Annotated in this window: 10 protein-coding genes; 8 read left to right on the top strand and 2 right to left on the bottom strand. The window is 61.9% G+C overall.

Annotated features, from left to right (window positions below; translation table 11 throughout):
• Positions 1–6 precede the first annotated feature (6 nt).
• The gene (gene cutA / locus AC6H4Z_RS18745) at positions 7–342 is read right to left on the bottom strand and encodes a divalent-cation tolerance protein CutA (RefSeq protein ID WP_497543488.1); all 336 of its coding nucleotides are present in this window, start codon (positions 340–342) and stop codon (positions 7–9) included.
• 55 nt (positions 343–397) lie between these two features.
• Here cutA and uvrA point away from each other — a divergent pair, with 55 nt between their 5' ends.
• The 8 genes from uvrA (at position 398) to AC6H4Z_RS18705 (ending at position 10159) form a co-directional block, all read left to right on the top strand.
• The gene (gene uvrA / locus AC6H4Z_RS18740; protein WP_497543487.1) at positions 398–3238 is read left to right on the top strand and encodes an excinuclease ABC subunit UvrA; all 2841 of its coding nucleotides are present in this window, start codon (positions 398–400) and stop codon (positions 3236–3238) included.
• A 53-nt stretch (positions 3239–3291) separates the two neighbouring features.
• On the top strand, positions 3292–5169 hold the full coding sequence (locus tag AC6H4Z_RS18735; RefSeq protein ID WP_497543486.1) for a multicopper oxidase domain-containing protein: 1878 nt from the start codon (positions 3292–3294) through the stop codon (positions 5167–5169).
• Positions 5170–5208: 39 nt separating this feature from the next.
• On the top strand, positions 5209–5877 hold the full coding sequence (sdaAB, locus tag AC6H4Z_RS18730; RefSeq protein WP_497543485.1) for an L-serine ammonia-lyase, iron-sulfur-dependent subunit beta: 669 nt from the start codon (positions 5209–5211) through the stop codon (positions 5875–5877).
• 24 nt (positions 5878–5901) lie between these two features.
• Entirely contained in the window at positions 5902–6780 is an 879-nt protein-coding gene (gene sdaAA / locus AC6H4Z_RS18725; protein WP_497543484.1) for an L-serine ammonia-lyase, iron-sulfur-dependent, subunit alpha, read from the top strand.
• Between the two features lie 111 nt (positions 6781–6891).
• On the top strand, positions 6892–7296 hold the full coding sequence (locus AC6H4Z_RS18720) for a type III secretion system chaperone family protein (protein WP_497543483.1): 405 nt from the start codon (positions 6892–6894) through the stop codon (positions 7294–7296).
• A gap of 3 nt (positions 7297–7299) precedes the next feature.
• A complete protein-coding gene (locus tag AC6H4Z_RS18715) occupies positions 7300–8085 on the top strand; it encodes a PspA/IM30 family protein (RefSeq protein ID WP_497543482.1) in 786 nt (261 codons plus the stop codon).
• Positions 8082–9293, top strand: a complete 1212-nt coding sequence (locus tag AC6H4Z_RS18710; RefSeq protein WP_497543481.1) for an AI-2E family transporter — start codon at positions 8082–8084, stop codon at positions 9291–9293. Before AC6H4Z_RS18715 ends, AC6H4Z_RS18710 begins: the two co-directional genes overlap by 4 nt.
• A gap of 347 nt (positions 9294–9640) precedes the next feature.
• Positions 9641–10159, top strand: a complete 519-nt coding sequence (locus AC6H4Z_RS18705; protein ID WP_497543480.1) for an ATP-binding cassette domain-containing protein — start codon at positions 9641–9643, stop codon at positions 10157–10159.
• Between the two features lie 9 nt (positions 10160–10168).
• Here the strand turns inward: AC6H4Z_RS18705 and AC6H4Z_RS18700 are convergent, their stop codons facing one another.
• Positions 10169–11827, bottom strand: a complete 1659-nt coding sequence (locus tag AC6H4Z_RS18700; protein WP_497543479.1) for an alpha/beta hydrolase-fold protein — start codon at positions 11825–11827, stop codon at positions 10169–10171.
• Positions 11828–11854: the final 27 nt, after the last annotated feature.

Below are 11854 nucleotides of genomic sequence, written 5' to 3'. Positions count from 1 at the left end.
GGCGGGTTACGCCAGGGCGAGCGTGGTTTCGCCGTTGATCCATTCGAGGTACTTGTCCAGGCCGGCTTCGACCGGGAGCGCGAGCAGCTCGGGAACCTTGTATGGATGAAGCTCCGTGAACGCGGCGCGCAGTGAGTCGAGGCGCGCGGATCGCGTCTTGAGAAGCAGGACCACTTCGCGTTCGTCCGCGACCTTTCCCTGCCAACGATACAGCGACCGCGCACCGGGGAACAACGTCCCGCAGGCGATCAGGCGCCGATCGAGTAGTTCGCGAATCAGTGTCACCGCCTCCTCGTCCGAGGCGACGGTGGTCAGCACGACCATGGCGTCGGTATGTGGCATGGACCGAATATAGCGACTTGTCTCACATCGGTCCCACCCGCAGCTTTCCCAGGCTATGGCAGAAGACGCGCTGATTGTTCGAGGTGCTCGAGAGCACAACCTCCGGAACATCGACGTGACCATCCCACGGGATAAGCTCACCGTGGTGACCGGCCTGTCGGGTTCTGGAAAATCGTCCCTGGCGTTCGACACCATCTACGCCGAAGGGCAACGCCGCTACGTCGAATCGCTGTCGGCGTACGCCCGCCAATTCCTCGGCTTGATGGAAAAGCCCGACGTCGACTCCATCGAGGGGTTGTCGCCGGCGATTTCGATCGAGCAGAAAACGGCGGGACACAACCCGCGATCGACGGTAGGCACCGTAACGGAGATCTACGACTATCTCCGTCTGCTCTGGGCACGCGCGGGAACGCCGCATTGCCCGAACTGCAGTCGTCCGGTGCAGCGACAGAGTGCCGCGCAAATCGCCGAGCTCGTGCTTGGCTGGCCGCGCGACACCAAGATCGAAGTGCGTGCTCCGCTCGTGCAGGGACGCAAAGGCGAGTTCCGCGACCTGTTCGAGAGCGTTCGCAAACAGGGATTCATTCGCGCGTATGTCGATGATGAACTCATCGAGGTCGCGTCGCCGCCGAAGCTGAATCGCCGCCAGAACCACACGATCTCCGTCGTCGTCGATCGTCTGGTCGTTCGACCGGACGACCACGGCCGGCTCACCGATTCGATCGAGACGGCGCTCAAGCTTGCCGATGGTATCGTCGAAGTCGGAAACGCCGATGCGAAGACGACCGAGATTTTTTCGGAGCGATACGGCTGCCCGAACTGCGGTATCTCGCTGCCCGAACTCGAGCCGCGTCACTTCTCGTTCAACTCGCCCTTCGGCGCCTGTCCGACCTGCGGTGGCCTCGGCACTCGGCGTCGTGTGAGCGAGCAGCTCATCCTCGGTAGCCCGCAGATCTCGATTCTCGAGGGCGTGGTGTTGCCGTGGGGCGAGCCAAGCGGGTACCTGCGCAAGATCGTGCTGCCGGCGCTCGCGCGTCAGCTGAAGTTCGATCTCAACACGGCGTGGGGCGAGCTTCCGAAATCCGTTCGCGACGCGATTCTGCACGGCGCCAAGCGCGAAGGCGGAGGCAAGAAGGCATCGACTGAGATCGAGTGGGAAGGTGTGCTCAAGAACGTCGAACGCCGGTACGACGAATCGGAATCCGATTCGGTTCGCATGGAACTTCAGGAATTCATGATTGAAGTTCCGTGTAGCGACTGCAGCGGACGCCGGCTCAAGCGCGAAGCGCTGTCGGTCACCGTGCACGGCAAGAACATTGGCGACGTCGTGGAGTATCCGGTCACCGACACACTTTCATTCTTCGAGTCGATTCCGGTCCGCAAGAATGGAAGTCCGGGTCTCGATCCAGAGATCGCGGGACCAATCCTCAAGGAAGTGCGCGAGCGCCTGCGCTTTCTCGTCGACGTCGGGCTCGACTATCTCACGCTGGGCCGTGCCGCCGAGTCGCTGTCGGGCGGTGAAGCGCAGCGCATTCGGTTGGCGACGCAGATCGGTTCACGACTCGTGGGCGTGTTGTACATCCTCGACGAGCCGTCGATCGGACTGCATCAGCGCGACAACGCGCGGTTGCTCGCCACGCTCGAGCAACTGCGCGACCTCGGCAACACCGTCATTGTTGTCGAGCACGATGAAGAGACGATGCGCGCAGCCGATCACGTGATCGATCTTGGGCCTGGTGCAGGCAAGCACGGTGGGGAAGTGATCGCCGTTGGCACGATCGACGAGATCATGCGCAATCCTGCATCGGTGACGGGAAAGTTCCTGAGCGGCGAGGTGACGATCGCCACGCCGGCGACGCGTCGTCCGCCCGAGAAGCATCGCGTCATTCGCATCGAGGGCGCGACCGAACACAATCTTCGCAAGGTCGACGTCGACATCCCGCTCGGATTGTTCGTTGCCGTCACGGGCGTGTCCGGATCCGGAAAATCGACGCTCATCGAAGACATTCTGCATCGCGCGTTGGCGCGGCACTTCTATCGTGCACGAGTGATTCCCGGCGCGCACAAGAGCATCAGCGGCTTCGAGCACATCGATAAGGTCATCGACATCGATCAGAGTCCGATCGGTCGTACGCCGCGCTCGAACCCTGCAACGTATACGGGTTTGTTCACGCCGATTCGTGAACTGTTCGCCGAGCTGCCCGAAGCAAAGATTCGCGGCTATGGGCCGGGTCGCTTTTCCTTCAACGTGAAGGGCGGACGGTGCGAATCGTGTCAGGGCGACGGTCTCGTGAAGATCGAGATGCATTTCTTGCCTGACGTGTACGTGCCGTGCGAAGTGTGCAAGGGAAAGCGTTACAACCGTGAGACGCTCGAAGTCCGCTTCCGCGGTCTGAGCATCGCCGAGGTGCTGGAGCAGACGGTGGATGATGCGGTGGAGTTCTTTCAAAACCAGCCGCGCATCTTCCAGAAGTTGCAAACACTCGCCGACGTTGGTCTGGGTTACATCCATCTCGGTCAGAGCGCGACGACGTTGTCCGGCGGCGAAGCACAGCGGGTGAAACTCGCGAGTGAGCTCTCGAAGCGCGACACGGGACGGACGTTCTACATCCTCGATGAGCCGACGACTGGTCTGCACTTCGAGGACGTACGCGTACTGCTCGACGTTCTGCATCGACTCGTCGATCGCGGTAACACTGTGCTCGTCATCGAACACAATCTCGATGTGATCAAGACGGCCGACTGGATCATTGACCTCGGTCCCGAAGGCGGAAACCGCGGCGGAACCATCGTAGCCGCCGGAAATCCGGAACAAGTGGCTGCCGTGGCTGCATCGCACACCGGGCAGTATCTCAAACCACTGCTTGCCAAGAAGTCGAAGCGAAAGGTCGGATAGGTCACGCGAGAATTGTCATTGACCGTGCTGCATACGCGCCATAACATGGCGCGATGCAGACACGCCTGTTCAGTGCGCTAGTCGCGTTCGTCATGCTGGCGCCCGCGGCGCCATCCCGTTCGAGTTCGCCTGTCGCTGACTTCCGCGCGGGAACGTCGAACGACAACACCACGAGCGCGGGAACGCTACGCGGCGGAGTTCTGTCCGTGTCGCTCGTAGGCGAACTCGCCAGATGGTTTCCGGGACCCGACAGTGCGCCCCCCGTCATTACGCAGCTCTTTGGCGAAGAGGGAAAGGCGCCAAGTGCCCCAGGCCCGCTGCTTCGAATGCCACTCGGCACTCGCGTTGATCTGAAGGTTCGCAACGCGCTGCCTGACACGATGTACTTTGCCGCCGCGTGCGGGCGGCCGTGCAAAAAGGCGGACACGCTGCGCGTCGCACCAGGAGCGACGGGACATTTGAGCTTCACACCCCGTCGTCCAGGGACGTTCGTCTACTGGGGCATTCCGATGCGTGGCGGCAAGCCCGTGATCAACGACGCCGATGGAAGCCAGTTCAACGGCATCATCGTCGTCGACTCGGGAGTGCCGACTCGCGATCGAATTTTCGCGCTGTCGCTCTACGACAAAATCCGCGACACGGCCGATGCGTCGAAGGGCGATCGCTTGATCTTTGCGCTCAACGGAAAGAGCTGGCCATACACCGAGCGGTTGACGTATACGACGGGCGACAGCATTCGCTGGCGCGTCGTGAACTTCGGTGGCGGCGAGCACCCGATGCATCTGCACGGATTCTACTTTCGCGTCGAATCCAAAGGCGACGGTGGAACGGATCGCCCCGTGCCGAGCAAGCAACAGACGCTCGTCGTCACTGAGCAGGTTCCCGTCTTCAATACGTTTCGCATGGTGTGGTCGCCCGATCGCGCCGGAAACTGGCTGTTCCACTGTCATCGGCCAATTCACGTGGCGGCCGATCGCATCGACGATGTGTTCGACCGAAAGCCCAGCGACGAACATCACGACATGGGTCCAGCCGAACATCACGCCATGACCGGCATGGGCGGCCTCGTACTCGGCGTGACGGTACTGCCGTCGCGCGGCGCGGTTGCGGCTGGATCCGCCCGAGTCGATGCGACGAAGCAGGTGCGTCTCATCGTCAAGAAAGTCGAGAAGTCGTACGGCTCGGAACCGACGTTCGGTTATCTGATCGCGCGCGGAGATTCGACCGACAAGACGGCGCGTGCGACGTCACCTGGACCCGTGCTCACGGTGACGCGTGGCGAGCGGACGGCAATCACCGTCGTGAATCAACTTGCCGAGCCGACGTCAGTTCACTGGCACGGGATAGAACTCGAGAGCTTCTATGACGGAATTCCCGGCTGGAGTGGTGCCGGTGCCAAGACGGCTCCGTACATCGCGCCGGCTGATTCGTTCACTGCCGTGTTTACACCGCCGCGCGCCGGCACGTTCATGTACCACGCGCATGCCGACGACATTCACCAGCTCACGGCGGGACTCTACGGTCCTCTGATCGTGCTGGAGCCGGGACAGAAGTGGGATCCCGAGACGGATCATACGTTCGGCATCGGCCAAGAGGGGCAAAAAAGTCCAGCATGGAACGTCCTGAACGGTCTTCCGAGCGCGGAGCCAATCAGGTTCAAGGCCGGGGTGAAACACCGATTGCGCTTCTATAACATGACGATCGACGACGAGGCTGACGTCATCATCGAGAGTGACAGCGGTGCGGTGAAATGGACGCCGGTGGCCAAGGACGCCATTCCGACCTCGGGTTTGAATCGAACGTTGAGGCCGGCACGATTGCATGTAGGTCCGGGCGAGACCTTCGACTTCGAGTTTTCGCCAAAGCCGGGGGAGTATCGGATGCGCGTCATGAGCTATTCCAACGTCCTGCTCTCGATCGTCGTCGAGTGATTCTGCAGCTCGCCTGACCGCGAGCCGCTAGCTTTGGGCATGGTCTCGCTTCTCGATATCATTGGCCCCGTGATGGTTGGCCCGTCCAGCTCGCATACGGCGGGCGCGTGTCGACTCGGACTCCTTGCTCGCGGACTCGTCGGCGGCACGCCTGAGCGGGCGAAGATCGAGCTCCACGGCTCGTTTGCGCGCACGGGCGAAGGGCACGGCACCGACAAGGCAATCGTCGCTGGCCTCATGGGCTTTCGCCCCGACGATGAGCGTATTCGTAACGCCCTGGAAATCGCCGAACGCGACGGCCTCGACTACAGCTTCGACAAAACGACGCTCGACGAAGAGGCGCATCCGAACACGGTGCGCATCACCCTCGAACGGGCCGACCGAACGGCCGTGATGATGGGATCATCGCTCGGTGCCGGCCGCGTGCTCGTGACGCAGATCGACGGCTATCCGGTCGAGGTATCTGGCAACTATCACACGATCGTCCTCGTGGCCGAGGATATTCCGGGATCGGTTGCGCGCATTGCGACGCTGCTGGCCGACGAGGGCCTGAACATCGCCACACTTCGACTCACGAGAAAGAAGCGCGGTGGCGACGCATTCATGGTCATCGAGCTGGACGAGCCGCCCGAAGTGCAAGTTCGCGATCGCATTCGCGAACTGCCGTGGGTGCGCTGGTCCTTCCGGCTCGACAAGGTGTCGGCGTAACAGTTTAGAGATCTATAAACGCCTATGTATCGCTCCCTCGCCGACGCTGTTCGCGATGCCAACGCCCGCGGCCTATCGCTCTCGCAACTCGCGTTGGAAACGGAATCGGACGACCAGGGCCGGCCCGTGTCGGAAATCCGCGATGCGCTCGCCCGAGCGCTGCATGTAATGAAGGGCGCGGTCGAGCAGGGTCTCGTCGGCAATCTCCGATCGGCTTCGGGACTCGTCGGCGGTGATGCGGCAAAGCTGGTCTCCGGGCCCCCCGGTCCGCTGGCGAACACGCCCTTTCGTGACATTCTCGCGCGCGCGCTGGCGGTGCAGGAAGTGAACGCTGCGATGGGTGTCATTGTCGCGGCGCCAACGGCGGGAGGCGCCGGAGTTCTGCCGGCCGTTCTCACTGGTTTGGCCGCGGCACACGGGCTATCCGATGAAAAGCTCGTCGACGCGCTCGCGACAGCTGGCCTGATCGGCGCCGTGATCGCTGAGCGGGCGTCGCTTTCCGGGGCGGAAGGCGGATGTCAGGCGGAGACGGGTGCGGCGGCGGGAATGGCGGCGGGAGCGGGTACCGAAATGATGGGCGGATCGCCCGATCAGGTTTCGCATGCCGTGTCCATTGCCCAACAGGGAACGCTCGGCCTCGTGTGCGATCCGCTGGGCGGTTTGGTGGAGCTGCCCTGCGTGTTTCGCAATGCGACCGGTGCGGCGATTGCGCTCGCGGCAATCGAGATGGCGATGGCCGGCATCACCTTCGCCATTCCCGCCGATGAGGTCATCGATACGATGGGCGAGATCGGCCGCGAAATGGATGTTCGCTATCGAGAAACGGCGGGTGGTGGACTGGCCGCGACGCCCACCGGACGGCGGCTCGCCCGGGAGCGATTGGTGCAGATCAAGCGGGGCTAGTGTATCAGATTTGATCTCGACCAAGCGCGCGTGGCGCCGTAGCTTAGCCGCGGGTTGAAACGTCTCTCCGTTTGTTTCGTACGACTAAACAGACTCACGAAAGGACCTGCGATGGTGACCAAGGAAGACGTCGAGGGCTGGCTCAATCGGCTCGGAGCCGACGGAGCAAGTTTCAGCGAAGTCGAGCCAGGACTCTGGGTCGCGAAACCCGCCGGCGAACTGGATTTCAGCGTCGTCGTCCACTATTCGCCGCCCGTTGTTTTGCTGCGCGTGAAAGTCATGACGCTGCCAACGAATCGAGAGGCGCTCGCGACGCTCAGCCGCCGTCTGCTCGAGCTCAATGCGACGGATCTCGTTCACGGCTCGTACGGCATCGAAGACGAATCGATCGTCATGACCGAAGCCCTCGAGCTCTCACATCTGGACTTCGAAGAATTTCTCGCTGCGTTCGAGAGCATCACGGTCGCGCTCGCGTCGCATCTGCGTGAACTCGGCTCGTATCGCGAGGCACAATAACCCATGGGCATTTTCGATAGATTCGCGAGTCTGCTGCGCTCGAACATCAACGATCTGATCTCTCGGGCCGAAGATCCCGAGAAGATGTTGACGCAGATCCTCATCGACATGCGGTCGCAGCTGGCGAAGGCCAAGCAGCAGGTCGCGACTGCCATTGCCGACGAGAAGCGTCTTCGCGATCAGGCCGACGCGGAATTCCGCCAGGGCGCCGATTGGGAACAGAAGGCGATGCTGGCGATCAAGGAAGGCCGCGACGACCTCGCCAAACAGGCGCTCATGCGTCAGGGCGAGCACATGTCGCACGGCGAGCAGCTGGCGCAGACGTGGGAAACGCACCGCGTCGAGACTGAAAAGCTCAAGAACTCGCTGCGCGACCTGAACGACAAGATCGAAGAAGCGAAGCGCAAGAAGAATCTGCTCGTCGCGCGCCAGCGCCGCGCGCAGGCGCAGAAGCGGATCGCGGAAACGATGTCGTCGATGTCGGAGAAGTCGGCGTTCGATGCCTTCGCACGAATGGAAGAACGCATCGAGACGAACGAGCGTCAGCTCAAGGCGTCGATCGAAATCGAGGAAGAGTTCACGGGCGATCGACTTGCCCAGGACTTCAAGCAGCTCGAAAAGGGTGCCGCCGCCGGCAGCGTCGACGTGCAACTCCTTGCGCTCAAGCAAAAAATGGGCATGCTCTCCTCCGGTTCGCCGACCAAAAAGGCGCTCGGCGCGGGCCGGCCTGACGAAGAGACCGTGCACGCCGAGATCGAGGATCTGACGAGCGAGAAGAAGAACCATTGAAAGCTGAAGCACCGCGGCCGTACCGGTTCCGGTTTGGCCCAATTCTGACAGCGACGGTCCTGACAGTCCTTGGTATATGGCTGTTCAAGACCGTCGCTCAGGTTTTTGTACTGTTGATGCTCGGGATTCTCGTCTCCTTGTATTTGGGGGCGGTCTCGGCGTGGATTCAACGGCGACTGCATGCGTCGGAACGACTCGCGCTCTCCGCGGCGATTCTCGGGACGCTCGGTGCACTAGCGCTGCTCGCCTGGATTCTCGCGCCACCTGTGGTGGAGCAGACGCGAAAGCTGATCGAGCAGATGCCGACGTTCATCGCGTCGTGGGAGAGCGGCATCGATTCGCTCGCTGGGAAATTCCCGGCGCTTCGCGAGATGATCGGTCCCCCGGGTGAACATCGAACGCTGCAAGCAGCGTACGGTGAAGCGAGCGGGCTGTTCAAGGGCTTGCCGACGAAGCTATTCGAGATCGTGCATGCCGCGATCAATGTTTTCGCGGTGGCCGTGATGGCCATTTACCTCTCGCTGCATCCGGCGTTGTATCGCGAGTGGTTGATCGCCCTGTTCCCACCCATCCATCGCGATCTCGTGCGCGATGTGCTCGCCGATCTCGGCGATTCGCTACGCGCGTATATCGTCGGACAATTGCTGACGATGTCGTTCCTCGGCGCAATCACGGCGCTCGGACTATTCCTGCTGAACGTTCCGTTCTGGTTGCCGTTCGGAATCTTCACTGGTCTCGTTGCGATCGTTCCGTTTTTCGGAACGCTGCTGTCGACGACACTTCCGGCACTGTTCGTCCTGACGGGCACCGGGTATCACGGCTTCAGCCCGCTCGGTCACGCGCTGCTCGTGGTGGGGCTTGGCGTGGTCGTGCACCTGATCGAGGGCAATGTGGTTTCGCCGCTCGTGATGTCGAAGAAGGTTGATCTGCCGCCCGTGCTCACGATCATGTCGGTACTCGTGATCGGGCAGCTGCTCGGCGGACTGGGATTGATCGTCGCGCTGCCGACGCTCGCCGCGCTGATGGTCATCGTTCGACGAATCCTCATCACGCGCATCTACGAGGGGCACGGGTTCAGGCGTACGTCGCGTGAACGTCCGGTCCTGCTGCGTGTCCCGGCCCCCGGCGGAGGGGTCATCGCGCCGCTTGGTCCGCCGCTCGATGTCGTGTCGGTCGCCGAGTCTGCGGGGCATCGCAGAAGCTTCTAGCGATCGAGTCCCCGCCTTTCGCGGCCTTGTTTGACCACGAAGGTCACGAAGGACATGAAGCCGTTAACAGCAAATGCTTTGACCACAGAGGACGCAGAGGACGCAGAGGACTGCTAGACAGCCGTACGCCACGTCATTGTCTTTCGGCGGTTCAAGTCAGTCCGCTGTTGGTTTTCTCTGCGACCTCTGCGTCCTCTGTGGTTCAATCCTTTTGTGGTTCCCGACCAAAGGACTCGATCGCCGTTCTTCGTGCCCTTCGTGGTCAACAACAAAGAGTCCGCGTTATTCTGTTGACGCTCGCATTGGTGCGATGAAGTAGCGCGCGACTGCGCGTGGTATCGATCGGCATGTCGATCGTCTTCGAGTGCCGGAATCTTCACAAACGATTTGTCGCGGGCACGGCCGGCTGTAGTGTGGCGGCGCACGTCCTGCGCGGCGTTGATCTCAGCATTCACGCCGGCGATTGTGTCGCGATCGTGGGACCGCGCGGCGCGGGCAAGTCCACGCTCCTGCTGTGCGTTGCCGGGCTGCTACGGCCTGACTCGGGCGACGCGCGCTGGTACGGCCACGCATCGATCGCTGATGCTGCGAACTCGATCGCGTATTACTGGACCGCCGCCGACACCCGCCGAGTCAGCAACGCCGACGCTGGCATTCACTTGATCGATTGCGCGCTCGATCTCGACGCGAACGTCGGTCTCTGGATCGATGAGCGCCGGCAGCGTGGCGACGCGATCGTGTTCGCGTCGCGCGATGAGTCGTCTGTACGCGCGCTCGCGCCGAAAGTGCTGTTCTTGCGGGGTGGCCAGCTCAAACCAGCGGCCCGGCTCGACCCCGTGTCGCGCGTGGCCGAACCGGTAGTGTGAGCGACGGAGCTATGGGCGAACCGCGTGTGTGCTGCGGAACGTCTCCATCATTCGGATCATTTCGGCGTTCGTCATCGGCTGCCATCCGTGCGGCTTCATCGGTCGGCCGTACTCGAACGTGAAATCCGCTTTCGGATTCGTCAGCTTGCTCGCCGCTTCTTCCATCCGATAGACGGCAAGATTGAGGTAGTGATTGTCCATGTCTCCGACATAAACGTGCATCTTGCTCGCGAGTGCGGTGCCGGTTTTCGACCAGTTGCGAACGAGGTTGTCGGTGAGGTCGTATCCTTTGTCGCGCCACCACGACACGGCGTTCTTGTCGATCGTTCCCGTCCGCCGATCCCACAGACGAATCGGGTAGCCATCGTCACCGATCGGACCGTATGCCGCATCCCACGCATCGAACTGCTGACCGCTGCGCGCTTTGCTTCCGAGCACCGCCTCGAGTTGGCTCATCTGACGCTGCGTGACGAGAGGCTGCCCTTCCGGTGTTCGCGCCATGTAGCGCTCAGGAACCGGCGCGCGCGCACCGTTCGGGACAAAGGCATTCGTATCACCGTAGTTGTCGACGAGCTGATTGCGGTGGAAGTCGACCGGGTCGGGATAGAGACACCATCCACCGCCAAAGAAATCAGGCCGCTGAATTTGTAGCGCAGCGCATTCCCAGCCGCCGGTGGATCCGCCCGTGAGAAAACGTGCATTCGACTCGGGAATGAGCCGGAACTGTTTTTCGAGCAATGGCACGAGTTCGGTGAGCAGCGCATCCTGATACGGACCGTTGTTCACCGAGTTCACGGCGTACGAGTCGTCGTAGTAGGGCGTTGGGTGCTGCCACGTGATTGCGACCATCCGCGGAAAATTGTCGCTCGTCCAATCGCGCGCGAAAAGCCAACCAGGTTCGCGCGCCGACGTGAGCAAACGTGCAGCCTTCTGTTCCGCCGTTTCGGAGCCGCTCTGCTCCGTGAAACCGAACGGCGCACCGAGTCCGAAGTGGCTCTGGATGTAGACGGCCGGATAGCGGCGCGTGGTCTCTTCGTCAAAGCCTTTGGGTAGGAGCACCGTTGCGCCGATGTACATCGGTTGCCCCCAGAACTTCGACAGCAATTCGCTTTTGATCTTGATGCGTTTTACCCAGCGCGTGTCGGCCGGTACCGTGACCGGCGGAAGCACACGCGTGAGCTTGAGCGCGACTGCTGTGCGTGACTTTGGATCCCAGTGCACTCGTTGCACGTCGCTCACCAGGTTGCCGGGCGACGAATTGAAGTGTTGGCCCTCCCACTGGTCGTTGTGCACCCAGATCACGTGGCCGTCGGCGCGCGAGAATTTCGTGTATGGCACGAGCATCGCTTGCGCGTAGTAGTCGCCGGCGGGTACCTGTGCGAGCGACTCGAAGGGAAAGCCGAGGATCTTGGAATCGATCACGGCGGCCGTGTTGGGCCGCCACTGGTCGACGTCGAGTCCGAAGAACGGAACGCTGCCTCCGTACGAACCGCCCTGGAGCCGCGGCTCTCGATCGGCGGTCGAGGCGAGGAACACGAAGACGCGGCCGGTTACCGGTCCCTTCGCAACCGCGGCGTCTGCTGTGATCTCGACACGCTGCGCGTGCGCGGACGTGATCGCGAGGGCCATGGCCAGGGCCGAAGCCGCAATGCGAGTCGGAAACGACATGATCATGAGCTCCAACGATTGAGTGAC

It is taken from the genome of Leucogemmata humicola, from assembly GCF_055379415.1.
The sequence above is the reverse complement of the archived record's forward strand: the minus strand, read 5'-3'. Positions and strand labels throughout refer to the sequence as shown.

What these genes read in the sequence shown, in the direction of transcription:
- cutA (WP_497543488.1), bottom strand. Translation starts at nt 342, where the DNA reads ATGCCACATACCGACGCCATGGTCGTGCTGACCACCGTCGCCTCGGAC.
- uvrA (WP_497543487.1), top strand. Translation starts at nt 398, where the DNA reads ATGGCAGAAGACGCGCTGATTGTTCGAGGTGCTCGAGAGCACAACCTC.
- AC6H4Z_RS18735 (WP_497543486.1), top strand. Translation starts at nt 3,292, where the DNA reads ATGCAGACACGCCTGTTCAGTGCGCTAGTCGCGTTCGTCATGCTGGCG.
- sdaAB (WP_497543485.1), top strand. Translation starts at nt 5,209, where the DNA reads ATGGTCTCGCTTCTCGATATCATTGGCCCCGTGATGGTTGGCCCGTCC.
- sdaAA (WP_497543484.1), top strand. Translation starts at nt 5,902, where the DNA reads ATGTATCGCTCCCTCGCCGACGCTGTTCGCGATGCCAACGCCCGCGGC.
- AC6H4Z_RS18720 (WP_497543483.1), top strand. Translation starts at nt 6,892, where the DNA reads ATGGTGACCAAGGAAGACGTCGAGGGCTGGCTCAATCGGCTCGGAGCC.
- AC6H4Z_RS18715 (WP_497543482.1), top strand. Translation starts at nt 7,300, where the DNA reads ATGGGCATTTTCGATAGATTCGCGAGTCTGCTGCGCTCGAACATCAAC.
- AC6H4Z_RS18705 (WP_497543480.1), top strand. Translation starts at nt 9,641, where the DNA reads ATGTCGATCGTCTTCGAGTGCCGGAATCTTCACAAACGATTTGTCGCG.
- AC6H4Z_RS18700 (WP_497543479.1), bottom strand. Translation starts at nt 11,827, where the DNA reads ATGTCGTTTCCGACTCGCATTGCGGCTTCGGCCCTGGCCATGGCCCTC.